Source organism: Telluria sp. ZB4P36 (assembly GCF_059685865.1).
The window spans coordinates 238,346-263,285 of sequence record NZ_JCASIE010000004.1 but is presented as its reverse complement, the minus strand read 5'-3'; the positions used below and the strand labels follow the sequence as shown (position 1 = coordinate 263,285).

30 protein-coding genes are annotated in these 24,940 nt (G+C 59.9%); 18 read left to right on the top strand and 12 right to left on the bottom strand.

Features of this window, described 5'->3' with window-relative positions; translation table 11 throughout:
* The first annotated feature begins 63 nt into the window (after positions 1–63).
* Positions 64–822, top strand: a complete 759-nt coding sequence (locus AC56LK_RS08850) for a substrate-binding periplasmic protein (RefSeq protein ID WP_497184179.1) — start codon at positions 64–66, stop codon at positions 820–822.
* A 217-nt stretch (positions 823–1,039) separates the two neighbouring features.
* Here AC56LK_RS08850 and AC56LK_RS08845 read toward each other — a convergent pair whose 3' ends face one another.
* The 10 genes from AC56LK_RS08845 to AC56LK_RS08800 form a co-directional block, all read right to left on the bottom strand.
* Positions 1,040–1,963: a DNA adenine methylase gene (locus tag AC56LK_RS08845; protein ID WP_497184178.1), complete on the bottom strand. Its 924-nt coding sequence runs from the start codon at positions 1,961–1,963 to the stop codon at positions 1,040–1,042.
* 7 nt (positions 1,964–1,970) lie between these two features.
* Complete coding sequence (locus AC56LK_RS08840; RefSeq protein ID WP_497184177.1) at positions 1,971–3,494, bottom strand: hypothetical protein; 1,524 nt, start codon at positions 3,492–3,494, stop codon at positions 1,971–1,973.
* Between the two features lie 114 nt (positions 3,495–3,608).
* On the bottom strand, positions 3,609–3,881 hold the full coding sequence (locus AC56LK_RS08835) for a hypothetical protein (RefSeq protein WP_497184176.1): 273 nt from the start codon (positions 3,879–3,881) through the stop codon (positions 3,609–3,611).
* Positions 3,874–4,173, bottom strand: a complete 300-nt coding sequence (locus tag AC56LK_RS08830; RefSeq protein WP_497184175.1) for a hypothetical protein — start codon at positions 4,171–4,173, stop codon at positions 3,874–3,876. Before AC56LK_RS08830 ends, AC56LK_RS08835 begins: the two co-directional genes overlap by 8 nt.
* Before the next feature lie 183 nt (positions 4,174–4,356).
* Complete coding sequence (locus AC56LK_RS08825) at positions 4,357–4,644, bottom strand: hypothetical protein (protein WP_497184174.1); 288 nt, start codon at positions 4,642–4,644, stop codon at positions 4,357–4,359.
* Positions 4,641–6,620, bottom strand: coding sequence for a ParB/RepB/Spo0J family partition protein (locus AC56LK_RS08820; RefSeq protein ID WP_497184173.1), 1,980 nt, complete (start codon positions 6,618–6,620; stop codon positions 4,641–4,643). Before AC56LK_RS08820 ends, AC56LK_RS08825 begins: the two co-directional genes overlap by 4 nt.
* Before the next feature lie 21 nt (positions 6,621–6,641).
* The gene (locus AC56LK_RS08815; RefSeq protein ID WP_497184172.1) at positions 6,642–6,971 is read right to left on the bottom strand and encodes a hypothetical protein; all 330 of its coding nucleotides are present in this window, start codon (positions 6,969–6,971) and stop codon (positions 6,642–6,644) included.
* Positions 6,968–7,108, bottom strand: a complete 141-nt coding sequence (locus AC56LK_RS08810) for a hypothetical protein (protein WP_497184171.1) — start codon at positions 7,106–7,108, stop codon at positions 6,968–6,970. Before AC56LK_RS08810 ends, AC56LK_RS08815 begins: the two co-directional genes overlap by 4 nt.
* A gap of 159 nt (positions 7,109–7,267) precedes the next feature.
* Entirely contained in the window at positions 7,268–7,555 is a 288-nt protein-coding gene (locus tag AC56LK_RS08805; RefSeq protein WP_497184170.1) for a hypothetical protein, read from the bottom strand.
* 1 nt (position 7,556) lies between these two features.
* A complete protein-coding gene (locus AC56LK_RS08800; protein ID WP_497184169.1) occupies positions 7,557–8,285 on the bottom strand; it encodes a S24 family peptidase in 729 nt (242 codons plus the stop codon).
* Positions 8,286–8,779: 494 nt separating this feature from the next.
* On the opposite strand from AC56LK_RS08800, the gene AC56LK_RS08795 reads away from it, so the two are divergent.
* From AC56LK_RS08795 to AC56LK_RS08755, 9 genes are all read left to right on the top strand, one after another.
* Positions 8,780–9,241, top strand: a complete 462-nt coding sequence (locus AC56LK_RS08795) for a YmfL family putative regulatory protein (protein ID WP_497184168.1) — start codon at positions 8,780–8,782, stop codon at positions 9,239–9,241.
* Positions 9,238–9,654, top strand: coding sequence for a hypothetical protein (locus AC56LK_RS08790; protein WP_497184167.1), 417 nt, complete (start codon positions 9,238–9,240; stop codon positions 9,652–9,654). The genes AC56LK_RS08795 and AC56LK_RS08790 overlap by 4 nt, the downstream gene beginning before the upstream one ends.
* Complete coding sequence (locus AC56LK_RS08785) at positions 9,651–12,164, top strand: VapE domain-containing protein (RefSeq protein WP_497184166.1); 2,514 nt, start codon at positions 9,651–9,653, stop codon at positions 12,162–12,164. The genes AC56LK_RS08790 and AC56LK_RS08785 overlap by 4 nt, the downstream gene beginning before the upstream one ends.
* 389 nt (positions 12,165–12,553) lie before the next feature.
* Complete coding sequence (locus AC56LK_RS08780; protein WP_497184165.1) at positions 12,554–12,844, top strand: hypothetical protein; 291 nt, start codon at positions 12,554–12,556, stop codon at positions 12,842–12,844.
* Positions 12,819–13,241, top strand: a complete 423-nt coding sequence (locus AC56LK_RS08775) for a hypothetical protein (RefSeq protein WP_497184164.1) — start codon at positions 12,819–12,821, stop codon at positions 13,239–13,241. The genes AC56LK_RS08780 and AC56LK_RS08775 overlap by 26 nt, the downstream gene beginning before the upstream one ends.
* 242 nt (positions 13,242–13,483) lie before the next feature.
* Complete coding sequence (locus tag AC56LK_RS08770; RefSeq protein ID WP_497184163.1) at positions 13,484–14,239, top strand: hypothetical protein; 756 nt, start codon at positions 13,484–13,486, stop codon at positions 14,237–14,239.
* A 99-nt stretch (positions 14,240–14,338) separates the two neighbouring features.
* Positions 14,339–14,863, top strand: coding sequence for a terminase small subunit (locus AC56LK_RS08765; RefSeq protein ID WP_497184162.1), 525 nt, complete (start codon positions 14,339–14,341; stop codon positions 14,861–14,863).
* Positions 14,860–16,935: a phage terminase large subunit family protein gene (locus AC56LK_RS08760; RefSeq protein ID WP_497184161.1), complete on the top strand. Its 2,076-nt coding sequence runs from the start codon at positions 14,860–14,862 to the stop codon at positions 16,933–16,935. The genes AC56LK_RS08765 and AC56LK_RS08760 overlap by 4 nt, the downstream gene beginning before the upstream one ends.
* Complete coding sequence (locus tag AC56LK_RS08755) at positions 16,935–17,210, top strand: Mor transcription activator family protein (RefSeq protein WP_497184160.1); 276 nt, start codon at positions 16,935–16,937, stop codon at positions 17,208–17,210. The genes AC56LK_RS08760 and AC56LK_RS08755 overlap by 1 nt, the downstream gene beginning before the upstream one ends.
* Before the next feature lie 61 nt (positions 17,211–17,271).
* On the opposite strand, the gene AC56LK_RS08750 is transcribed toward AC56LK_RS08755, so the two are convergent.
* Positions 17,272–17,976 (bottom strand): hypothetical protein, encoded by a 705-nt coding sequence (locus AC56LK_RS08750; protein WP_497184159.1) that lies wholly within the window; start codon positions 17,974–17,976, stop codon positions 17,272–17,274.
* A 12-nt stretch (positions 17,977–17,988) separates the two neighbouring features.
* Positions 17,989–18,498: a hypothetical protein gene (locus AC56LK_RS08745; RefSeq protein ID WP_497184158.1), complete on the bottom strand. Its 510-nt coding sequence runs from the start codon at positions 18,496–18,498 to the stop codon at positions 17,989–17,991.
* A gap of 183 nt (positions 18,499–18,681) precedes the next feature.
* Between AC56LK_RS08745 and AC56LK_RS08740 the strand changes: the two genes are divergently transcribed.
* The 8 genes from AC56LK_RS08740 to AC56LK_RS08705 all read left to right on the top strand — a co-directional run bounded on the left by AC56LK_RS08740 (position 18,682) and on the right by AC56LK_RS08705 (position 24,938).
* Positions 18,682–18,909 carry a DUF6148 family protein gene (locus AC56LK_RS08740; RefSeq protein ID WP_497184157.1) on the top strand — a complete coding sequence of 76 codons (228 nt, stop codon included), beginning with the start codon at positions 18,682–18,684 and terminating at the stop codon, positions 18,907–18,909.
* Positions 18,909–20,441 carry a phage portal protein gene (locus tag AC56LK_RS08735; protein ID WP_497184156.1) on the top strand — a complete coding sequence of 511 codons (1,533 nt, stop codon included), beginning with the start codon at positions 18,909–18,911 and terminating at the stop codon, positions 20,439–20,441. Before AC56LK_RS08740 ends, AC56LK_RS08735 begins: the two co-directional genes overlap by 1 nt.
* A 150-nt stretch (positions 20,442–20,591) precedes the next feature.
* Positions 20,592–22,634, top strand: coding sequence for a ClpP-like prohead protease/major capsid protein fusion protein (locus AC56LK_RS08730; RefSeq protein WP_497184155.1), 2,043 nt, complete (start codon positions 20,592–20,594; stop codon positions 22,632–22,634).
* Positions 22,635–22,692: 58 nt separating this feature from the next.
* Positions 22,693–23,022 carry a DUF2190 family protein gene (locus AC56LK_RS08725; RefSeq protein ID WP_497184154.1) on the top strand — a complete coding sequence of 110 codons (330 nt, stop codon included), beginning with the start codon at positions 22,693–22,695 and terminating at the stop codon, positions 23,020–23,022.
* Positions 23,022–23,324: a head-tail joining protein gene (locus AC56LK_RS08720; protein ID WP_497184153.1), complete on the top strand. Its 303-nt coding sequence runs from the start codon at positions 23,022–23,024 to the stop codon at positions 23,322–23,324. Before AC56LK_RS08725 ends, AC56LK_RS08720 begins: the two co-directional genes overlap by 1 nt.
* On the top strand, positions 23,321–23,770 hold the full coding sequence (locus tag AC56LK_RS08715; RefSeq protein WP_497184152.1) for a hypothetical protein: 450 nt from the start codon (positions 23,321–23,323) through the stop codon (positions 23,768–23,770). Before AC56LK_RS08720 ends, AC56LK_RS08715 begins: the two co-directional genes overlap by 4 nt.
* On the top strand, positions 23,767–23,958 hold the full coding sequence (locus AC56LK_RS08710; protein WP_497184151.1) for a hypothetical protein: 192 nt from the start codon (positions 23,767–23,769) through the stop codon (positions 23,956–23,958). Before AC56LK_RS08715 ends, AC56LK_RS08710 begins: the two co-directional genes overlap by 4 nt.
* Positions 23,959–23,960: 2 nt before the next feature.
* Entirely contained in the window at positions 23,961–24,938 is a 978-nt protein-coding gene (locus AC56LK_RS08705; RefSeq protein ID WP_497184150.1) for a phage tail tube protein, read from the top strand.
* Positions 24,939–24,940 lie beyond the last annotated feature (2 nt).

The window sequence follows — 24,940 nt, the reverse complement described above, 5'->3', positions numbered from 1 at the left end:
TAATGCTACCCTGATTAATAAATCAACCCGAAGCCCGAGCAGCCTTCCAGTCAGGGAAATATCTTGCTTACTCGATATGTAGCGATCGTACTTGCCATGGTCAGCGGTGTGGCCGGCGCCGTCGAAGCGGACGCCACCAGGCCGCGGCTATATATCACGACCGAAACCTCGGCGCCGTCGAGCATGCTGGACGGCAAGCGCGTGATCGGCATCGCCACCGACAAGGTGCGCGAAGCCATGCAGCGCGCCGGGGTCGACTACAGCATCGAATTGCTGCCGTGGAAGCGCGCCTACCTGGCCGCGCAGCAACGCCCGGACGCCTGCGTGTATTCGACGTCGCGCACGCCGGAGCGGGAGGGCTTGTTCAAATGGGTCGGGCCGACCGACATCGGCGAATGGGTGTTGATGGGGCGCGCCGACAGCAAGCTGAAGCTGCGCAGCATCGAGGATGCCAGGGGCCTGCGCATCGGCACCTACAATGGCGATGCCCGCGACGTCTACCTGCGGGCACGGGGCTTCCGCGTCGATGCCGCCAACGAAGACATCGCGAATGCCGGCAAGCTGCTGCTCGACCGCATCGACCTGTGGGCGGCCAGCCTGCGCAGCGGCAGCACCATCCTGACCCGTTATGGCTACGACAAGAAGATCCTGCCGCTGCTGGTGTTCAACCGTATCGAGCTCTACCTGGCCTGCAACCATGGCGTGCCCGACCCCGTGGTCGCCCGCCTGAACGCGGCCTTCGAATCGATCGCGCGCGACGGCACCGGGCGCCGCATCGAACGCAGCTACGAGAACTGGGGACAGCCGCTCAGGCAGCCGTGAGGGCAGCTTGCCTATATCTTAGGTGTAAGAAATATCGACAACAAAAAACCCGCTCTCCTTGCAGGGATGCGGGTTTTCAGTTTGCTACGAAATGTGAACCGTGGTGCCTCCGGCCGGAATCCAAAACTCAACAAAATCATTGGGTTACAGAAGGAGTGCGTAAAACGTGCGTACTGATTAATGCCAACCTCAGCAGTTATTCTGAGGTCGCTGTACGTCAGGCAGCTGCCGGCAGTTGTCGAGTTGTCCCGTGCAAGGCAATAGTTTGTTGGCTAAGAGCTGCAGCAATAAACGGAAGTGACGATTTCCTTGGTACTACCAGATCATCCGAGAACACAAAAACTTCGTTTCCTTTGTAAGCACGTGCAGCATTGTATTGCAGTGAATACAAAAACTTACGTCGTGCGGAGTAGTAGCCCAAAATTTGGTCAACCGCGTCGTATGACACTACCCATGTACGTTGCTGTTGCGCCTGGATGATGCCTGCGATCCTCTCATGATCACTTGGAGCATAGTGGTTCAGATACAGTCGGCTAGCTTTTTCGAAATAGGGAGGATCGCAGTACACGAGGGTGTTCGCCGGCAACGTAGGAATGTACTCCGTTATGAAGTGCTCTGCGTCGGAGTTTTGCATATGGATGACGTCCCTGAAGGATCCGATGACTTCCAGCCTGCGGATCAACTCGTTCCGAGGGAATCTAGCATCTATTTTCCATTGCCCGGTTTGGGCTAGGCCACCAATGACACCGCCGGACAGTACACCTGAGCGGTTCGTACGATTCAGGTAAAAGGTTGCAAATCCCAAGTCAAGCTCGTTATGCTCAGTCGGATGTCGTAAGATTTCTCGTTGTCGACGCCATTCGTCGACATTCAGATCTGCGCGAGAGATTCGGTTGCAGAAAGCCTCAGTATCGTTGACGGCCGCCTGCCAAAACGCATAAATCGGAAGCGATGAATCGTTCAGATGAACTGTTTGTACGTGGCCTGATACCAGCAGCTCCATAGCTACCCCAGCGCCTCCCGCGTACGGCTCAACATAGTGTCCTCCCTCCAATCCGTTAGCCCTGAGGAGCTCGAGGATAAAGGGTGTAAGACGTTGCTTGCCACCAGGGTATCGTAGTGGAGTCTTGTTCTTTGCCATTTAGTTGCTACCTGTTCATTTCTTCCATGAGAGGGAAGACGTTTGCGAACAGCGAACAGATGTCGCTGTCAGTGATTGTAAAGGATGGGCTGTGTACGAGCTGATTCATTGATGTAATCGAAAGAATGCCGTCGGGTTTCGCCAACTGGGTGAGTGGACCGTGAAGCTTCTTCAACATTGCTTGGTCGGTGTTGTTCTGTGTTAAATGCGTCGTGATATCACGCAGCAGATTGAGAAGGGACTTGTCCTTGCCATCTTTTTTGGCTGTCGGTCCTCCTGAAGCGGCGTGATCTTCGCAATACGCCTTACCGGCGATCTCAAACATACTGCGCAATAAGAAGCAGAAAGCAATAGGATTGTCCTTCAACTTGAGCCTGCCTGCTTCGATTTTTAATGTGACTAATTTCGCGCGATTCTGACCCAGAGGCTTTAGGTTCTTGAGCGCGCGTCGGACGGACTTCTCGTCGTTTATTGGCAACGCTGCTACTTTTGTTTTACCTGGGGGCGTAGCTGGGCCGCTGCTTCCAGCGGTACTAGATGAGGCAGCTGCAGATCCTGCGCCTGCCCCAAGTGCGCTTTGCCCAGTAGACGAGCTGCCAGCCGTCCCAGGCGCGCCTTGACCGCCGGCAGCTCCGCTTGTGCTATTTGAAGAACCTGTGGCTCCATGCATGCCGGAATTAGTCCCCGAGGCTGTTGCCGAGGATGCACCTGGGGCCGCCGGGGGAGCCGGTGGCGCGGGCGGGGGCATGCCGTAATCAAGCGTAAAGTCCTCGGCAGCTCGGATCTTCTTGAAGCCGAGTGTCTTCATTCCTATCGCCAAAATAATGTCATCCAAGACAGTCTTGTAAGTGATCGCAGATGGATATTTCTTGGCTAGGTCGGGGCTACTGCTAGCACCAAATTTGTCAGCAATGCGTTTCATGGCTTCGTCGAGTACAGTAAGACTGAAATCCCCACTCCAACGATCTACCTGCTGTGGCGTGTGGTTGTTTCCAGACAGAAAATATTTCTCAAGCAAATCCAACGCTGGTTCGCTGCCGTTGTTCATGTCCCTGTTATGCCGGGCTCGTGCAACTGCATTCCATTGGTCACGCCCGGCTTTCTCGCCCTTGCCGTGGGTCAGAGTTACAATCTTGTCAACTAGACTTGCGTCTTTCAAAGGATAAATTGCGCATGGAACCTCAAGATTTTCAGATTTCCATTGTGCCGGGAGAGTTGCAATCCTAGCCAGAATCGTTGCCGGGAAATCAAGTGACGAAACATTAAGAAATCCATGGATGATCTTCATGGCGGCAACTCGTCGATTCCCTTCTTTGACCAGCAGGGCTCCAGAGTTCTGCTCTAGAACGATAATGTTCTCGGTCGGCAGATAACCATCATTTAGTAGGCTATCCATCAGTGCCCAAAAGTACTCTGGGCTTACAGCGATCATCGCCTGTAAGGCGTCGTGCTCATTTTTCTGATGGACCGTACGAAAGTTCGCAAGGTCAAGGGAAAGGTCTTTAACCGACATTGATTTCGTAACGGGCATTACTACTCCTGCTGTGAGCTAAGGTGAACTTGCAACAAATGCTGCCAGTGCTGACTGAACGTTCACCTAGAGTAACAAAATCGCTATCAATGTTCTACAAGAATTGTCACAGAATCAATTTTTGTCTTGGTACTTCATCATCCATGCCCAAACGTCCTTTGCACGGTAACGGGCATGCCCTCTGCCGCCGCTAGCGGTCGGCAGGCGTACCGCTTTTGGAAAGTCCGGCTGCGGCGCTAGGCGCTCGCGCACCTGAGCCTCGCTGAGCTTCATGCATGCCGCAATCGTCGCGATGTCCCACATCTCGTAGTCGAATGGGATTTGCGGCCGGATGCGATCGGCGACGGCTGCAGCTAAGCGATTAATCAGATCGTTGTCGTCAGCCATATGTTGGCTCCTTCTTCTTTCTCTTTCCTGACCGCTTCCTCAGCAGCCTATCGCGGACAATGCGGTCCAGTGCATCGCCTAGTGTCATGTCTTTGAACTGAACGTATTTCGCGAGCGCCTGCTGAACCTCTACTGAAACCTTCACCCTGGGAAGCAAGGTCATACCTTCTGCCTCCAATTTTTCGCGCCTTCGTGCCTGCCTGGCGGTAGCGCTCAGCGCTTTTCCTGTCGATGGCCTGCCCCGGCCTCGATCAGTTTTTGCATGTTCATCTACATCTTCAACGGTCTGCATGGTCAATAATCCCACTAGGAATTTTCGTGAGAACTCACGAATTTTCTATCTCGCGTTCTGCGTCGAATGCTTCTACCTGTACGTCGATGGTGAATCGCTTGAGCGGGCATGCCGGCAAGTGTGGCGTGCCCGGAGGCTGGCCGCAGCGAACGCATACGGCCGGGGAGCGGGTAGTCGACCAAGTCATGCTGGAACCTCGTCCGCTGAGCCTGGCGCCGCGCCAACGAAGAGGTCGCAGCAGTCAGGATGCAGGTGAAGCCATGGGACGACACGCTTGTCGATCTCGATGATCGCGCCCTCCGTGGCCTCAAGGAAGGCGCGAGTGTTTGCTTCGGCTTGACGATCGACCGCGACCGCGCCAGGGGAGGCCGCTTGATCGATCCAGTACGCCAGGGAGTCTTTCAACTCTTTGCGACGATTGATAAGCGCGCTGGCTACGGCGCCCTGAGTTTCCGTGCTCACGTACGTCATGCTGCAGTCTCCTCAGCAGCTTTGGTTTTCCGGGCCGCCTTTGCGGGCTTCGATACCGCACCGGCCGATTTCGGGAATGTCCACGGCCCATCGACGTGAGCATCGGCGGGCGCTACGCAGTTGACCTGGTCGACCGTTGCGCTGCCGGCGGACCGCACCCATTGCTTACCAGTCCAGGTGTAGCCAAGGATGCCGCACGCCGTCTCCAACATGCCGGTCAACTCGCCCCGCGAGTGAGTCATGATGACCTTGGTGAGCTCGTCCAACCGGTGCGGGTGTTTGGTGATGAACTCCACCAGGTCAGATCCGCCCATGCCCGTCACATCGATGGGAGTCGGATGCAACTCCTCACGTACTGCATCGGGATCGATCCCTTCGTGGCGAGCCATGGTAGTAACGAACTGGAAGGAGTCTTGCAGGTGGTCGTCGTTGTGAACATCCCAGCTATTGACCGAGAGCTTTTCTCCGACCAGCAAATCGATGAGAAGCAGCTGTACCTCGGCTAGATCGGCGGTATCGATGTACTCGGCGACCGCCTTGTCGCTGCTGGCGTTAAATTTGTACTCGTCTGCCAAAAGATCGTCCGGAAGAGGATGATCTTCCAGAGCCAGCTTGGTCAGCTCGCGCAACGACTGAAGGCAAAAGCCATTGCTCGCACGACGTCGTAGGCGCTTGTACAGCTCGATGCGGAAGGAACTCTCACGTTCGGCCTTCTTCTCCCTGGCTTCTCGTTCGGCTTCTTCTGCGGTTTGCCTTTTCGCTGCCTCTGCCTTGGCTGCCTTAGCACTAGGGCTCGCTTCGATCTCGGCCATGCGTGCAGCCTGGGCTTCAGTAGTCTCGCAAACGCCGGCCGCTTCGAGGGCCGCTTGCATGGCTGTACGGAGGTAAAGAGGCGTGAGGGAGCCATCCTGGCGTTTCACATACTTGACCACAGGTGGCAGTGTCTTCTCGTCCAGATAGTCGCGAGGTGAGCCGTTGTTCTTGGTGGCCGGCGCGTTACGCGGGAAGTTGTATAGCGAGTGGGTGTCGGTGACCAGTTCGCTGCTGCTATCCCAGGTGTTCGGCAAGGCCTTCAGGCCCTCATCGCCTTCAAGTACTGGAATACCCTTCTTGTTTGCTTTGACGATCGTTGCGGCGAAGTGCGCCGCGCGCTTCTCCTTGAAGCAGTCAGGATCAGTGCAGACGTCTGCACTGATTCCGGCAAAGACCTCAGGTTGGTTTCCGGTCCGCTTTGGACAGGTGGTGCAGGCCCCGGCAGCGACCAGCAGCTTCGCATCAGTAATTTTAAATACAGCCGTTTTCAGGTCGAGCATGTAGGTCGACTGCACGTGCTGCACTGCCTGGCGGTAGGACATCGGCTCCGATCCCATCCATGCCGGCGGCTTCAGGATTTCGCCCAGGGCGCGGATCTGGAGCGCCGGTACCGGGATGCGTGCGATCAGGAGGGCAGTCGACGCCGGGATCTTGTTATCCAAAAACTGCTCGCGTACTTCGGTGGTCAGGGCGCACAACTTGAGCCGGCCGTAGATGTAGGCACGGCTTTTCTTGACCTCGTCGGCCAGCTGATCGGCGTTGTAGCCATGCTGCAGCATAAGCAGCTGGTAGCCCTCGGCCTCTTCCATCTCGTGTGGGTTCTCCCGCTGTAGGTTCTCCAGGATGCGGATCTTGGCCGCGTCGAGGTCGCTGAGCTGACGGATGATGGCCGGGACCGTGCCCATGCCGGCAATGTTGGAGGCGCGGTAGCGGCGCTCGCCAGCGACGATCTCATACTCCTCGGGCTGTTCCGTTGTCGGGGTAACCGGGCGAATCAGGATCGGCTGGGCCACGCCCATCGATTTGATGCTTGCCGCCAGCTCCTGCAGGGCGACTTCGTTGAATCGCTTGCGGTTATCAGGTGAGATCCGGATCTTGGTGAGTTCGATATCGCGATAGGTGGCGCCGTTGGCGAGAGCGGAATCAGATGTAGTCGTGGTCATGGATTCTCCTTATGGTGTGGATTACGGCGCGTCGGCCGTGTAAAAGCCGAGCGCGAACTCGACACCGGCCTTCCGGACGTGGACCCACCACGCGGTAAAGCCTTTCTTGGGTTGATGCTGTGGCCGCTGTGGTTGGGCCACCTGGTAGCCGCGCGTGCGGAGAGCGTCGAAGACGCGCAGAATGTCCAGGTGAACGCCGTCGGAGGAAACTTCGTCAGGGCGCATGCCGGTGTTCTGGCAGAACGACTGGAGAGCAATCAAGGCACTTGAGGCTTCGAGGGCTTGATGTAGTGCGCCGGTTCCGAGCGGTACGGCTGCCGGCTTCACGCGTGCAGGGGCGGTGACGTTCATACGCGCACCACCGAGATCGGGCGAGGCTGTTCAAAACGATTGGCCGCATCAAGCCACGCGTGATAGCTCGACTTCGAGATGGCGAAGAAGGTAAGGGGGCCGCATTCGGTCGCGACGGTGACGCGGAACGGAATCATGTTGTCCTCGGTGGTTGACTAAACGTAGAACAGACGCCATTAAACACGATGTTTAAAGAATCGTCAAACAAGACGTTTAGTGCAAAACGAGAACTTCGCGTTGTGTTTAAAAAACCACGGCAAAAAAAAGCCCCGCGAGGCGGGGCTAGTGGTCACGAGCTAGAAGGGAGGGGCGCTGTCATCTTCTGGAGGGTGCTCTAAGTCGATCTCTTTGATGAAAATCTGATCAATATCGAGCGCTGCAAGCAGCTTTCCAGTCTCAAACGTAGCGTAAGCACGTTCTTCGCCCCACTCTAGCGTTAGTAGCATGATGCCAATAGTCGGGAAGAATGGCTGTAGGCGCTGGAGAAGCTGGTCTCCGACTCCTGGTCGGATGAAACTTGGATCGGGGAAGGCAAGCGCGATCCGAATTCCTAGAATCTCGACGACTGCTGTATCGACCAGCATCTTACATGTGCTTCCTAAGCGCGCGTGGCGGCTGCCACACTACTTCGCCAACGATATCGCATTGGCCGCTTCGGACATTGACATCGCCATATTTCGTATTAAAGGAATGTAGATACCATTCCTTTCCCTTCTTAACTAACTGTTTGATAAGGGGTTCGCCATCAAAGTTGAGCGCATAGATCAGGCCATCGACGAGCTGCACGTCTTTCCTGCTCACGATAACTGTCTCTTGGTCAAACAGCATTGGTCGCATGCTGTCCCCTTGCACGCGGACCGCTAGCAGCCACTGAGGCTCAATTCCGATCTCCGCTAGAGCGTGCGAAGGGAGCTCGTAGATGCCTCCGTCGTCGGGTTCAAATTCGTTCGCTACGCCAGTTGCGCCAGCCCGAAGGGTGAGCTTGACGAATCTGATTGGCACCGTTGACGGCGGATCGATCACTCGTACGCGAACGAAGCCAGCTCCCATGCCCAATCCCAAATGGTCGGTCGGAGGTAGTTGCTCATCGGGAGGCCTAGAAAGGCTCATCGAGCCCGTACCAGTTAGCAGCCATGTGGCAGAGCATCCAAGCACGCTTTGTGCCTTGAGAGCGCCTAGTTTGGATATCCCGCGACTCTCCCAGTTATTAACTGTTTGAGGAGACTGGCCGAGCGCGAGCGCGACCTCCGTCTGGCCCTCAATGCCGCGTAATTCTCTGGCCGCCTGGTACAGCCTTTCCATCTGGATATGCATCGCGCGATTATCGCTGAACTAAACAAAATGTGTTACACATGGCGTTGACAACCTCATTAAACATGATGTTTAATGGAGGCTAACCACAACGAATTTGGCGGGTCTATGTCGAACGATAAGGAAACGATTGCGAAGCTGGGAGGACCTACAAAGGTATCTCAGCTGCTGGGTTGCTCGGTGCAGCGTGTTCAGAACTGGACGGTACGAGGAATCCCCGCTCAGGTGAAGCTCGATCATCCCGACTTGTTTTTGCGGGACAAAATCCCCCCGCTAGACCATCAGAACGCCGATCGCAAGAGGCGCCAGGGCGACGCGATCAGCGTCGCCTCTCATCCATCCTGATCTAACCCTTCTACGGCAGCAAGGTACACGCGGTCGCGGGACAGTCACGTCCAGAATATTTCCCTTGGGAAATTAATCCGAAGTTTATTTTCTGTTTAGCAAGAGTAAGTTGGCGCGAAGTCTGCGGCAACCACCGAAAAAGAGGGGTAGTTGTGAACCTTAGGCAATCTTATCTGTCCATGATCAAGGCCTTCCCGGGCGGCTGGGACGCGATGGCAGGAGCGCTTGGCATGAGCCGTGACGCGCTCGAAAACCGGGTGTACGAACGTAAGGGCCAAGGGGTGACGGTTGAAACCGCGCTTCAGATCCAGGCTTTCTCGCAGACGACTCACTTTGCCGAGGCGGTAGCTACCGCCAGCGCCGGTACGTTCCTCAAGCTGCCAGATGACCTGAATGAAGGCAACGAGCTGCTGATGTCGAAGTTCCAGGCACTGTACGCGCGTCTCGGCGAATTCTCGAAGGACTTTACGGCAGCCACGGCTGATGACCTGATCGATCGCCGGGAGCAGGCCATCCTAGAGCATGACGCGGCCGAGCTGCACAAGGTGGTCGCCGAGCTGCTCGCGCTTACCCTGCGCATCTACGCACCGCAGGGCGGGAGGGAGTCGGAATGAGCCGCTACAAGGGACCTCGTGTTGGTTGTTTGGCGCACCACGTCTTGCTTGAGCTACTGAAGCATGGCGTCGCCTGCGACGAGTCCGTCCTGTACCGCACCCTGGGCGGCGGGCGGGCGCGCAAAGACTTCGATGAAAACGTTATTGGCTCGTTGGTACGTCAAGGGCTGGCAGCGACGAACGAAGAAGGCGTTGAACTGACGCCGCGTGGCCGCCTGTTCATTGATCCACCAACCCAAGATATGGGTACGCCTACGCCACCAGTGCTCGGGCGCTATGTTGCGCCGATCCGGCCGCTCTCGATCGCGAACCGTCCTAAGCCCCCGATGCGCCCCGGTGCACTGGACTACCGTGACATCCCGTCGCGCATGGCTGGTGCACTGGTCGACCATGTTGTAAAGGCGGCTGCGTGACCGGCCAGGATTTTGTAGACGTTGGGCGCGCAGCGCTCAACCAGATTGAAGTACTTCTGGCCGAGTGGTTCCCGCAGGGAGTTCGCCAGGGCCACGAGTTCTGCATCGGTTCGCGCGACGGCGAGGAGGGCCAGTCCCTGCGCATCCGCCTTACCGGCGACAAGGCCGGGGTTTGGTCTGACTTTTCCGACGGCGAAGCCGGCGGTGATCTGATCTCGCTCTACGCCTTCGTCAAGAATCTCTCTCCCGGCCGCGCCTGCGCGGCCCTGGCCGAGCGTCTCGGCATTCCTTTGACCCCGCGCGATAAGTACGCCGGCACAGGGAGCGCCCCAATCGTCTTGAAGCCGAAACAGTCCCCTAATCGCGCGCCTGCGCAAGCCGGACAAGGGGTGGAAGCACCGGCCGAGAAAAAATCTCGCACGCCTTGGGAGCCACTTCTGCCGGTCCCCCAGGACGCTGGGCCGCCTCCGAAAGCACACGTGGTGCGCGGCCGCCCCGAAGCGTCGTGGGAATACCGCGACGTCGAAGGCCGGCTGCTTGGCATGATCTACCGGTTTCTGTGCTCCGATGGCGAGAGTAAGGAAGTGCTCCCATGCGTCTACGCGCGCAATCCAGAGACCGGCCGCAAGGAGTGGCGGTGGATGGCCTTCCCTGAACCGAGGCCTCTGTACCTGCGTGGTCCGCACCGCCCCGAGCTGCCACTGCTGATCCTCGAGGGCGAGAAGTGCGTCGACAAAGCGGATGCGGTGCCGGCCGTACGTGAGGCCTTCGAGGTCCTTACTTGGCCAGGCGGCAGCAATGCCGTCAAGAAGTCCAACTGGTCCGCGATTCGCAACCGGGACGCGATCCTGTGGGCCGACGCCGACGCCAAGGTCTACAAGAAAAACCACGAGTACGCTGGCCAGATCATGCCCGAGTGCGAGCAGCCGGGGATGGTGGCCATGCGCCAGGTCGCTGCGATCCTGGAAGCGCAAGGCTGCAACGTCTTCTTCGTCGACATCCCCGCTCCTGGTGAAGTGGCCGACGGGTGGGACATTGCCGACCTCATTGACGAAGGCGCCACCGAGGCTGACGTCATCGCATGGCTCACCAGGCTGCGGGTCGACCAGGAGGAAGCGGCTGGTGATGTAGCGGTGCCGCCGGAGCCGGCTGAGGACGACGTGCCGGCATGGGTTGCGGAGCAGCTCGGCTCGGCGCCGGTCGGGGATTCCACCCCACTGCCGGCTGGCGCGGGCGTGTCGAAGAAGCAGCTCCGGCAGATACTGATCCAGACCGCAAACGGCGGCGTCAAAGGATGCCGGGAAAACGTCTACATGGTGATGGAGAATGATCCGCGCCTCATCGGCTTGGTCGGCCTGGACATGTTCTCGGGCCTGCAGATGAAGCGCCGTAAGACGCCATGGCCGAGCGAGCCGGGCGAATGGACCGAGTCCGACGACTTCCGCCTGGGCATGTACATGGCCGAGCACCACAGCCTTGTCCTGGCGTCGATCGGCGACATCGAGCGTGGAGTCGCCCAAGCCGCGCGCGAACATTCGTTCAATCCAGTCGTGGACTACTTCGACCGCTGCGCCGCCATGTGGGATGGGCAGGAGCGCATCGCAACGGCCTTCACCAGGTACTGGGGCGCGGCCGATTCGGAGTACCTGCGCCTGATCGCCACCATGTTCTTCATCGGGATCGTGGTGCGCGGCTACAGGCCGGGGGTAAAGAACGACCACGCACCAGTGTTCGAGGGCGGGCAGGGCCGCGGCAAGTCGACTGCGCTCAAGGTGTTGGGCGGCGACTGGTTCGCTGACACGCCCTTCAGGATGGGCGAGAAGGACGGCTACCTGTCGATCCAGGGCGTGCTGCTGTACGAGGTCGCTGAGCTCGAGCAGTTCAACCGTTCCGAGGTCACGGCCATCAAGGCCTTCATGTCCAGTACCGTCGACCGGTTCCGCGAGCCGTACGGCCGCCGAATGAAGAACATGCCACGCCGCTGCGCCTTCGCCGCCACGACGAACGAGGATGCCTACTTCAAGGATTCCACCGGCAACCGGCGCTTCTGGCCAGTAGAGACGGGGCGCCTGGACATCGACGCCCTGATCGCCGATCGCGACCAGTTGTATGGCGAGGCGATCGCCCTGATGAATGCCGGCGTCCAGTGGTGGCCCACCTACGAGCAGCAGCAGCGCCTTATCAGCCCGATGCAGGAAAGTCGCGAGATCCCGGATCCGTGGCATGGCCGCGTGTACGAATACCTGGAGGGCATCGACTCCGAGGGTAAGGCCACGATGGCCGGCAAGATCCAGCGCGTCACCGCGCGCGAGCTTCTCACCAGGGCGCTGCACTTTGAGCTGTCGAAGATGGGTCCGGCGCGGGCGGAAACGATGCGTATCGGCGCGATCATGCGCAAGCTGGGATGGACCAAGGACCGGAGCACGGAAGGCGCGCGAGAGTACTTCTACGAGCGCCCCATAGCGGCTCCAGCAGCAGTAGTCGAGGCAGATGATGACCTGCCAATCTAAACACGCGGCCATGGCCATGGCGGCGACTCACCAGGGATCGTGGGCGTATTGCGCGCAGGCGGAAAAGGTGTGGTCGTCGGTAGTCCAGGCGGCGATTGCTGTCCAACGTCGGCTATCCGTCCAACCTGCCATTTTTGAGGTTAGACGGCTGAAACCCGCATGGATAGTGGGTTTCCCAACCTCCCAACCTCGCCAACTGACATGCGCACCCGCGCGCACCCGCGTATACGTGCGCGACGGGTCGGCGCAGCCTTCTCTCTTTTTGGCAAAACTTGAAAATAGGTTAGGTAGGTTGGGAGGTTGGCAGACACAGCATCCATGCGGGTTCCAGCCGTCGAACCTTTCCGCCAACCCTTCAGCGGTTGGACGGACAAAGACCAGGAGCAGTGATGAGCAAAGGTAGCTTGAGGGATCAGATGCCGGTCGTGACCGACTGGGTAGACAAGATGCGGGAGGTGTTCGGCAAGGCCCACATCGATGGCCAGATCAGGGCAGGGATCAACGGCGAGCCAGTGTTCTACGCCAGCGAGAACGGGCATACGGTGGGGACGAAGCCGAAGCGGGGCTGGCGGGTATTGAAGGACGAGCGGGGAAACCCGACGAGGGTAGTGCAGGGTGATGACGATGGACGTGAGAACAGTAAAGGGGCAAGAGATGGAAGTGATGCGGATAGAAGGTGAATCGTGGCAGGAGCTCGGGAAGGAGCCTGCTGCGCACGGTGATTGCAAGGTGGTGGTGTTAGGTGAGAGGGCCGGCCGGGAGCAGGGTGAGCCCGACAGTCCTTTCAGTAAGGTGATGAAGACGTGGGCGCGCTGGATGACGCTGGCGGACCAGCAGCACTCCAACGGGTGGGCTCACCCGCAAGATGTGAAGGAGTTCATGGCGTGTGGGTCTGCTGTCGAGATCATGATCGACGGCCTGCCTCGTATCCAGTGGTGGGCAGTACGAAAGGCGTTCGGGATTGCGACGGTATGGCGGTTTCCTGAGCACTCATATGAGCAGGCACTAATGGAAGCGGAGCGCAGGCTGTGCAGGTTAATGCAGCGGAATATTGCCACCAGACGATATTTCCATTAGGATATCCGTGCTAGATGCCAATTTTGCGTCTACATAGAGCCAAGGCCCGCACCGAAAGGTAGCGGGCTTTTTTGTTTTCAGCAGGTCAGCGCCGTCACTAGGCCAACCGTCAGAGCCCATGGTAGTGGCTCCAATCCCAAACCTCAAGCAGAAGCTGGACGCCGAATCGGTGCCGGTTGTGGATGACGGTCGTCAGTGCGATGTGCCGCGTCTTGTGCAGACGTCTACACAAAGGAATCGAGATGGCCGTCGACGTGCGCGATGCGATCAGGCAGATCACAAGCGGGATGCTGGTCGAGGAGAAGCAGGTCAAGTTCGCGACTCGGGTCGCCTTGACCCGTACGGCCAAGAGGGTCGAGGTTGCTGAGCAACACGAGATGCGCGACAGCTTCCACGAGCCGACAAACTTCACCTTGACGGGAACGTTCGTGCGGCCAGCGACAGCATCGAACCTGTCGGCTGAGGTCAAGCTCAAGGACTTTGCGAGCAAGAGCAGCACGCCGGCAGCGAAATACCTGGAAGCTCAGATCAAGGGCGGGTCACGCAGGCAGAAGCGATTCGAGCGCGCGCTGGAGTCGATCGGCGCTCTGCCACCTGGATATCGCGTGGTCCCAGGCGAGGGGGCGCAGCTGGACGCTCACGGCAACATGAGCCGTGGTCAGATCGTCCAGATCCTCTCGTACTTCAAGGCGTTCCCCGAGGCTGGGTACAAGGCGAACATGAGCGATAAGCGCCGGGAGGCGCTGCAGCGTGGAAGCAGGACGCGTCAGGGCTTCGCGTACTTCGTCGGAAGGCCTGGCGATCGCCTCCCGCACGGCATCTACCAGCGCGTCCAGTTCGCTGGAGGCACAGCGATCAGGGCGGTGATGATCTTCGTCCGCGACGCCGTCTACCAGAAGACATTCGACTTCGGCTACGTGGCCACGTCGACCATCGAGCAGCACTTCGCCGGCGAGTTCACCCGCGCGCTGGCCGAGGCGCGAGCAACTCAGCGCTGACCTTTTCGATTTCCAAGGTACTCCCGCGAGGGGGGGCCTTCAAGGGTAATTCGAACCCCGAGTTTTCTCTAGTCACAGACCCGTCCTAAGGGGGTTGTATTGTCACACTTTGACCTAACCAAGCCGATGACGCAGGCTGCTTTTGGCGCGCTCGTCGGCGTCAGCCAGCAGGCCATCGGTAACTTGGTGGGCCGAGGTGTTCTCGACAAGGACATGGACGGCCACCAGATGCTGCAGGTGTACTGCTCGCACCTTCGCGAGCAGGCCGCCGGCCGCGCGGCGAACGAAGGCCTCGACCTGGCCACCGAGCGAGCCGGCCTGGCCAAGGCGCAGCGCGAGAAGATCGAGATGCAGAACGCGGTCACGCGCAACGAGCTGGCGCCCGTCGCACTGATCGAGGAAGTCCTGTCGAAGGCCGGCGGCAAAATCGCCGGCATCCTCGAGGCGATCCCTGGCGCCGTGAAGCGCCGTGTTCCCAGCCTGTCGGGTGAGGAAATCAAGGCCATCGCGGGCGAGATCGCGCGCGTGCGGAACGTCGTCGCCGGCATGTCGCTCGACGATTTGCGCGAGCCTGACGAGGAGGGCGGGGATGGCGAAGGCGCCGAAGAGGAGCTCGAGCTATGAGCAGCATGCACGAGGTCCTGAACTGGGACTCGCCTGCGCTGGCCAAGACGGTCACGCGTGGCCTTGGAACGTTCGGCGTCCCACCGCCGATGACGCTCGAGGAGTGGGCGGCAGAGCACTTCTACCTGTCGGCCGAATCGTCGTACGTCGAGCAGGCATGGCGGCCGTGGCCCTTTCAGCGCGCGATCCTCGCGTGCATCAGCAACGACGACATCCGTGCGATCGATTTCAAGAAGTCGGCCCGAGTAGGCTACACGAAGATGCTACTGGCGGCCGTCGGCTACTTCGCCGAGCACAAGCGCCGCAACCAAGCACTCTGGCAGCCGACCGACGGAGACAGCGACGAGTTCGTCAAGACCGAGCTCGACCCGATGCTGCGCGACGTGAAGGTCATGCGCAAGGCGATGCCTGCCCACGTGTCCAGGCACAAGGACAACACGCTCGCGCAGAAGAAGTTCCTTGGCTGCCTGCTGCATACGCGCGGCGGCACCACCGCGCGCGCGTATCGCCGGATCTCGGTCGACGTCGCCCTGCTGGACGAGCTGGACGCGTTCGACCGCGACGTCGAGAAGGAAGGCTCGCCCGACGTGCTGGCGGCCAAGCGGGTGGAAGGCGCGACCTTCCCGAAGATCATCACCGGCTCGACGCCAAAGCTGCAGGGGTTCTCGCTCATCGATGACCGTCACCAGGCGGCGGACGTGCGCCTCAAGTACGCAATCCCCTGTCCAGAATGCGGCGAGTTCCATGCACTCTCTTGGGGCAAGAAGGACGAGCAGCACGGCTTCAAGTGGGTCAACGGCGATCCGGAAACGGTGCGTCACCTGTGTCCGCACTGCCACTGCCTGATCACCCAGGCGCAGTACCTGGCCGTGGCCGACCAGGGGTGGTGGCAGAACGAGGACGGCAGCATCACGGTCGACGCAGCCGGCATCTTCCGAAACGCTGCAGGCGAGGAGATCCCGGCGCTCGAGCATATCGCGTTCCATGTCTGGACCGCGTACAGCCCGCTGGTGACCTGGTCGCGGTTGGTCGAGGAGTTCATGGAGGCCTACGAGAAGGCGCAGGGCGGCGACATCACCAAGCTCAAGGCATTCACCAATACGACGCTGGGTGAGGTCTGGGCCCTGGAGCAGGAGAAAAGCGACGCCGAGCAGCTGAAGGAGCGCGCCGAGCCCTACAAGCTCGGCACCGTGCCGATGGGGTGCGTGCGGCTGCTGGCCGGCTGCGACACCCAGGACAACCGGATCGAGGTCACCGTGCGCGGCTACGGTCGCGGATGCGAGAGTTGGAAGGTCGACCATCGCATCTTCTACGGCAACCCGAGCGAAGACCAGGTGTGGGAGGACGTCGCCGAATACCTGTTCGAGGCCGACTTACCGCACGCGGGCGGCCAGCTGCTGCGCATCTACGCCTCCGCGATCGATACCGGCGGCCACCACACCCAGGCGGTCTATGCGTTCGTGGCCAAGCACGCCGCCCTTGGCCGGAAGATCTTCGCGGTCAAGGGGCGCTCCGGGCGCGAGAAGCACATCAAGGACGGCGTCTCGAAGGTGGACATCGACTGGCGCGGCAAGACCAAGAAGCGCGGCCTGTTCCTGTGGCAGGTCGGTACCAACCTGGCCAAGGACCTGATCTACGGCCGCCTGCAGATCACAAAGCCGGGACCCGGCTATATGCACTTCTCGAAGGAGTCGACGGATGAGTATTTTGCGCAAATGGCAGGCGAGGCTCGGGTGGAGCGGGCTACCGCTGGCGGAAAGGAATCGCGCTGGACGGCGCTGCGCCGGCGAGTGGAAGCATGGGACTGCACGGTCTACGCGGTCTGGCTCGAAACCCACCTGGAGCTGGCCAAGAAACCGGCCAAGTGGTGGGACGCCCTCGAGGCCGAAGTCCAGCCCGCCATCGGCGACCTCTTCAGCCAGCCCGCTGCAGCCGCAGCCGAGCCGGTGAGGCCGGCGCCGCCGGCGCAGCACAAACCACCGGCACCGGCTGCACCGCCGGCGTCGCTACAAAACAGGAGCGCGGGCAACAGATTCGCGTCCGACGATTGGTCCAGTAGGGGATTTAGCTGATGCAGAACGAAAACGACATTGTGGGCGCCTTAGTCGGCCTGGTGAGTGCCACGCTCGGCTACGCCGTATTCACGCCCGAGATGCAGCGTGCGATCGATGCGACTATCCGCGCCCAATGGGGTGGACAAGAAGTGTATGTCAAGAAGAACAGCATAGATTTCGAAAAGCGCGCATTGGAAGTCAAAGCAAAATATAACGGGCGCAATCGGATCGAACTAATGGCGCAATACGGGATTAGTCGATCTCAATTTTATAGGTTTATCAAGGGGGAGTAATTCCGTAAGGCCTGACCCGCGCGTTATGATAGTGCGCGGGCCCAAAATAATGCTAGAGAGGCTACAAAACCAAATCGGGTACACCAATCAAGGCAACTGGCGGTGGGATAAATGTATCATTCATATCCTGGGAGCTATAAATATCTGATCCCTGATCTGGATCGCCGATTACGATCATCGGCATTTCATTGCCATCGTCGTCATATATCGGATATAAGGGGGCAATTACCTTTACATTAGGATCATATTGCGGCCCAGGCTTGATTGTCCCTTCCTCTACGGTTCTCCATCCTCCAGTCTGCTGCTTAGCGCTGGCAGTGGTGTCGTAAACCCTTACGTCTGGGTTTGAACCGTAAAAAGAATCATGAGATGGTCGCTCCGGCTCACCAAGTCTTGCCGCTATTCTAGCTTCATACGCGGTAGCAACATCTTCTTCAAAAGTACTATTAGGCCCCGTTGGACCGTAGAACCAGTGATATAACTCATGGGCAAGTACTAACGCCGGAGAAATTGCACCGAGGCTACCAGCTTTGTCGACAACGTTGACAGAATACATTGGGTTCCATGTAATGGTATTCGTGCTTGGTGAAAAATTAGCCTTTAATTCGTCCGTGAAATTTACCCATACATGATTATTGAACAGTTGGTCTCGGAGAAACGCGCCCTCCGGAGTTGTACTAATATAATCCAGAGCCTTCATAAAATTTGCTCTGTCTTGATCAGATCCATTTTTGAAGAACACCATTAGCTGCGAATTGTCCGGCATATTGTCTCCATTTTAATTAACACAGGATTCGGAAAAATTTTTCCGCGTTTTTACATTGCGTGCTGCATTGCGTAATTGCTCCAACAATGTTCGGTCAGATGTGATAAATAAGGCATCGGCGCTCTTATCGCCATAGAATGTTCCAAGCGTTTTTCCTTGCGGAGTTCTCACGTCGCTCAATAGAAACCTAATTTTCCCTCCGTTTTTCAAAAAAATCACAACAACATTTCGAAGCGCATATTTTTCTGATTTATCGGAAACGATAACATTTTCGCCCAATATCGACAGGATGTCGCCTAATTGCTTCACATCGCCAGCTGCCGAGAAAGTGCAGCCCCAAGTAGGCAAATCCTCCTCGCGTAAAGGCCTAATCGTAGTATTTCCTTCTGGCATCAGCATCAACTCGATGTGTGACACTGAATCCACGGAAGGTAGTTGTAGTTGAGGAGTATCTGCGGCAATACAGTTTGTCTGGACGGCTAAACCGAAGAGCGTAACAAAAAGCAAATTTTTGAGATGCATATGTTTCTCCTTTAACAGCGACAACGTTACATGGTATTTACCGGTTGAAGTTCACACATTATCACTTAGGCACCGACATGTTGACGGTGTGTCCTGGGCAGTTGCAGTAATCTGTTCCACTTTTTCCCTAGAAATGGGACTGCGCCAGCGGTAGTGTTGGGCGCTCAGATCAAGGAGCGTCCAATGACAACAGCAGCAACCATGGTTTCCGAGTACATGAAGGCCGAGGTGGCCGTCCTGGCCGGCAAGACCATCTCCTTCCAGGGCCGCTCGATGGGCATGGAAAACCTGGAAGAAATCCGTGCCGGTCGCCGGGAATGGGAAGCCCGTGCAGCGCAGGAGTCCCGGGTGGCCAGCTGCCGCCCGTCGATCGGCGGCATGTCGTTCTCCGTGGCCAGGTTCGGGGATTGATGATGAAAGCCGACCCGAAGGTGCACCTCAACTTCGTCGACCAAGCGATCGCGTTTTTCTTCCCAGGCGCCGGCGTGCGCCGCCTCGCCGCGCGAAACGTGCTGAGCCATTATGAAGCGGCCAAGCCCTCCCGCCTGCGCAAAGGCCGCAAGGCCAACGGTTCGCCGAACTCTGGCCCGCAGATGGGCGCAGTCGGCCTGCGTGGCCTTGCCCGCAATCTCGAGGCGAACCACGACATCGCGCGCGGTGCGCTGCGCACCCTGGTGAACAACGTGGTGGGCGCGAGCGGTATCGGAATCGAGCCGCAGCCGCGTCGCCGTGACGGCTCTATCCATGTCGAGTACGCGGCCGCGCTGCGCACGGCATACCGCAACTGGGCCCAGACGCCCGAGGTCACGCAGCGGCATCACTGGAGCAAGGTGCAGCGCATGGTTGCGAAGACCTGGCTGCGCGACGGCGAGTGCTTTGCGCAGCGCCTGATCGGCGCAGTTCCGCTGCTCGACCACGGCACCAAGGTCCCGTACTCGCTTGAGCTGATCGAGCCGGACCTGATCCCGTTCGACCACCATGATGCCGCGCGCGGAATTCAGCAGGGGATCGAGCGCAATACCTGGGGCAAGCCGACCGGCTACTGGGCTTACAAGGAATGCCCATGCGGCGACGTGTGGACGAAGCGGAGCTACGAGCTCAAGCGAATCGAGGCGGGGCGCATGCACCATATCGCCTCGCTCGACCGTATCGGCCAGCTGCGCGGCGTCTCCGAATTTGCCAGCGTCATCACGCGCCTCGAGGACATCAAGGACTACGAGGAGTCCGAGCGCATTGCCGCCAAGGTTGCGGCCTCTTTGACCGCGTACGTCAAGAAGGGATCGCCCGAGAGCTTCGGCGCGGATCCCGATACGCCTGCCGGCCAACCGCGCGAGCTGAACCTCGCACCCGGCATGATCATCGACAGCCTGGCGGTGGGCGAGGAGATCGGCATGATCGACTCCAACCGCCCGAACCCGAACCTGATCACGTTCCGCCAGGGCCAGCTGCGCGCAGTCGCTGCCGGCCTGGGAGGTAGCTACTCGAGCATCTCGCGCGACTACAGTGGGACCTATTCTTCTCAACGGCAGGAGCTGGTGGAACAGTGGATCCACTACGCGGTCCTGTGCGACGAATTCGTAGGGCAGTTCGTGCAGCCGACCTGGAACGACTTCGTGCTGGCGGCACGCCTGTCCGGCGTTGTTCCCATGCCGGCGGACGTTGATCCGGATACCGCCGATGATGCGCTTTTCGTCGGCCAGTCGATGCCCTGGATCGATCCGCTCAAGGAAGCCCTTGCATGGGAGGCCCTCGTCGAAGCTGGCTTCGCCAGCGAGGTCGAGGTCATGCGGAAGCGCGGTGTCAATCCGCGCGACGTGCTCGAGCAGATCGTGGCGCACCGCACTGAGTGCGCGGAGAAGGGCCTGGTCTTCAAGTCCAACTTCGCCAATCAGAACAAGAGCACGCCGCCTGCGCCGCCACCGGAAGAAGCGAAGGACGAGTAGCCGTCCGGACCGCCAACCGAAGCCGCCCCTGGGCGGCTTTTTCTTTGGGCGCTCGATGCAAAAACTGTCTCATTTCTCCCTAGAAATGGGACTCGCGGACAAACACACTACAGGCTTCAACACGACCATCAACCGACGAAGGAACTGACGATGGCAACACCGACAGACGACAAGAACAAGACGCCGCAGTGGTACACCATCCGTGCCAAGGCGGGAGCCCGCGTGAGCGCATCCGGCGCCGCCCTGGCGGCAGCGGCCGAGATCCTGATCTACGGCGACATCGGCGAAAGCTGGTACGGCGACACGATCGCTGCCAGCAACTTCGTGCGCGACGTGGCCGCCCTTGACGTGGAAGAGTTGACCGTCCGGATCAACAGCTATGGCGGCTCGGTTACCGACGGTATTGCCATCCATAACGCGCTGAAGCGTCACAAGGCACACGTCACCACTGTCGTCGACGGCATCGCCGCGTCGATCTCCAGCCTCATCGCCATGGCTGGCGACACGGTCGAGATGGCCGAGAACGCGCAGCTGATGATTCATGCACCGTGGGGCTGGAACTCCGGCAACAGCACGGCCATGCGCGAATACGCGGACATGCTCGACAGCTGGGCCGACGCGATGTCGACCACCTATGCGTCGAAGACCGGCACCGACAAGGCCGAGATGCTGGCCCTGCTCACGGACGGGAAAGATCACTGGTACACGGCCGAGCAAGCGCTCGAAGCCAAGTTCGTCGACGCCGTCATCACTGGCCTCCCCATCGCAGCCATGGCGCACATGAAAGATTCAATCAAGGCGCGGTATGCATCGCTTCCGCAGCCGACTCCCCCGGCGGCAGCTGCCGCGCCTCAACCACAATCGAAAGAGAGCAATACGATGAACGAAGAAGAGAAAAAGGCCGCTGCCCAGGCTGCCGCAAATGACGCACTGGCCGCCGACAAGGCTCGCCGCGCAAGTATCGCTGCTGCGTTCTCGAAGTTCACCAGCGTCGAAGGCGTCGCCACCTTGCAGGCCGCTTGCGCCGACGACCATGGCTGCACCGTCGAGCAGGCGAACACCAAGCTGCTGGCCCACCTCGGCCAGGGCTCGACGCCGGTGGCCGGCAGCTACATCGTCACCCTGGAAGACGAGCGTGACAAGTTCCGCGCTGGTGCCCAGGCCTCGATCCTCGCTCGCAGCAACCTGGCCAAGGACGACGGTGCCAACAACTATCGCGGCTTCTCGCTGATGGACCTGGCGCGCGAGTGCCTGGCCCACGCCGGCGTGAACGCGCGCGGCTTGGACAAGATGGCAGTGGTCGCTGCCGCCTTCACCCACACCAGCTCGGACTTCCCGCTGCTTCTGGCCAACGTCGCGAGCAAGGCGATGCTGAAGGGCTACGAAGAAGCAGACGAGACTTTCCAGCTGTGGACCTCGACCGGCACCCTGGGTGACTTCAAACCGGGCAAGCGTCTGGACCTGAACACCTTTCCGTCCCTGGACAAGATCCAGGACGGCGGCGAGTACCAGTACGCCAACGTGGGTGAGCGCGGCGAGACGGTGCAGCTTGCCACCTACGGCAAGATGTTCTCGCTGACCCGCCACACCATCATCAACGACGACCTGGACGCTTTCACGAAGATCCCGCGTCGCATGGGCCGCGCTGCTATCCGCACCATTGGTGACCTGGTGTACGCGATCCTGACGGGCAATCCGGTGATGGCGGACGGTACGACGCTGTTCCACGCCGACCACAACAACCTGCTGGCAGGCGCCGGCATCAACACCGCTGCAGTCGACGCGATGCGCGTCGTCATGGCCAAGCAGACCGATGGTGTCGCGAGCGCGCTGAACATCCGCCTGGCCAAGCTGCTGGTTCCGGTGGCTCTGGAAGGTACCGCCAAGGTCGTCAAGGACAGCGAGTACGAAGTCGGTGCCGGCGTTAAGAACAACACCGTGCCGAACTCGGTGCGCGGCACCTTCGAAGTCATCAGCGACGCACGTCTGGACAAAGCCCCGACAGTTTGGTACGGCGCCGCTGACCAGAACATCCACGACACCGTGGAAGTGCAGTACCTGGACGGCAACCAGACCCCGACGCTGGAGCAGCAGGACGGCTGGACCCGCGACGGCGTCGAGTTCAAGGTGCGCATGGATGCCGGCGTCAAGGCGCTCGACTTCCGCACCCTGGCCAAAAACCCGGGCGCATAACCCCAACCACCCACGGCGCCGCGCAAGCGGCGCTCCCTGAATCGAAAAGGAGCCAGTAATGGCAAAGAATTACGTGAGCGAAGGCGACGTGCTCGACTTCACCAACACCGGCGCTGCTATCGCTTCCGGTGCCGTCGTGGCGATGGGCAAGCGCATCGGTATCGCACTGGCTGACATCCCAACCAACAGCACCGCCGCGGTGTCGGTGACCGGCGTATGGACCGTCACGAAGCTGGCAACGGATGACATCCAGCAGGGCGAACCGCTGTACTGGGACCCGGCCAACAACCGCCTGACCGAGACCGCCGGCGCCCTCAACGTCGCCGGCTACGCTGCAGCGCCGGCCGCCGCCGGCGTCGCCACCGTCCGCATCAAGATCAACGCTTGATGTTCGCTGACCTCGAGGCTCGGGCCAATCGCCTGGTGATGCAACGCCTGGCGAATGCCATCGCGCGCATCCCAGGCGTCGAGGGCGACATCCCAGTCATCTTCGACGCCGAGTACAAGGCAGGCATGGTCGGTCTCGGCATGGGCGCTGCGGCACCGCAGATGGTCATCGCCAGCGACCGGGTGCCGGACGACTTCAGCGAGATGCGCATCACCGTCAACGGTGCCGCCTGGAAGGTGGCTGACTGCCAGCCGGACGGCGACGAGGCGGGCCTCAGCGTGGCTCTGTTGGAGAAAGCATGACGAGCCAGCATCTGGCCATCGTCCAGGCGATCGCGCAGCGCCTGGAGCAGGAGCCGGCCCTGGCCGATGCCAAGTGCTATCTCAACCGCCGGCGCACGATCGCGGCCAACGTGACGCGCGCGGTCGTGGTCCGCCTCGGCCGCTCCTTGTCGCAGGAGGTGACGCAGTTGGGCGGCCGCACCACCTGGCACACGCTGATCGAGATCGAGTGCTACGGCCGCGACGGCGCCGACGACGTGCCCGGCACCGTCGTCGACCAGGTGACCGAGGCAGTCTTCGACAACCTCGACGCCGGCCCAGGCCTCGGCTACGGCGTGATGGACATCGAGCCCCTTGCCGGCGACACGCTGGCCTGGGACTTCGATCAGCTGGACAACAGCATGGCGTGCGTGACCGCGCGCTTCGTAGTGAAACACCAAACAAATGGGAGAACCCTGAAGTTATGAACGACCAGATCGACGGCGCCAACGAGGCGCTGCAGACCACCGGCCAGGGCCAAGTGCAGACGTCTGCACAGGCAGCAGCCGAAGTGGTGCACAAGGAGCCTGCCCTGGGCGGCAGCTATATCCGTAACCCCGACACCGGCGACCTGGTCAAGCAGGAGCCGCAAGCTGAAGAAAGCGAAGGAGAATAAGCATGGCTGAACGTCTCGTACGCAAGACCGTCATCCTGTGCAAGCTGGAAACCACCTACGCTCAGGATGCGGCTCCGACCCCGGCGGCGAACGCCCTGCTGGTCAGTAACATGACCGTCAATCCGCTGAACGCCGAGTACATCAAGCGCGACATCATCCGCGAATACCTGGGCGGCTCGGAAGAGCTGCCTGGCGCGAGCTATGTCGAGTGCGGCTTCGACATCGAGCTGGTCGGCGCCGGCACCCTGGCTACTGCGCCGGCCTGGGGCCCGCTGATGCGTTCCATCGGCTTTGCCGAAACGATCACGGCAGGGGTCCGCGTGGACTACACCCCAGTTTCCGGCGCCTTCGAATCGTCGACCATCTACTACTACGACGACGGCGTGCTGCACAAGCTGCTCGGCGTGCGCGGCACTGCGACGCTGGACCTGACCGTGGGCCAGAAGCCAACCATCAGCTTCAAGTTCATGGGTGTCGACGGCGGCATCGCTGCTGTTGCGAATCCATCCACAACGCTGACTGCATGGCGCGTGCCGCAGATCGTGACCGACGACAACTCGGGCGACATCACCATCGGCGCGACTCATGCCGTGGCCACGGTGCCGGCGTTCGCAACCGGCCAAGCGTACCCGAGCCAGGGCTTGACCATCGACCTGGGCATCAGCGCAACCTTCCAGAAGCTGCTGGGCGAGAAGTCGATCGCCATCACCGACCGCGAAGTGACCGGCGCCGTCAAGCTGAAGCTGACTGCCGCGCAGGAAGTCGCGTTCATGGCCGACGTCAAGAGCGCCGCGAAGAAGAGCATCGGCCTGATCCATGGCACCGTCGCCAACGACAAGGTTGGCGTCTTCCTGCCGGCGGCGCAATTCAAGGAACCGACGAAGGAAGAGCTCAACGGCGAGCGCCTGTGCGGCTACAAGCTGCGCGCGCTGCCGGTCGCCGGCAACGATGAATTCCGCATCTTCACCAGCTTCGCCTAACA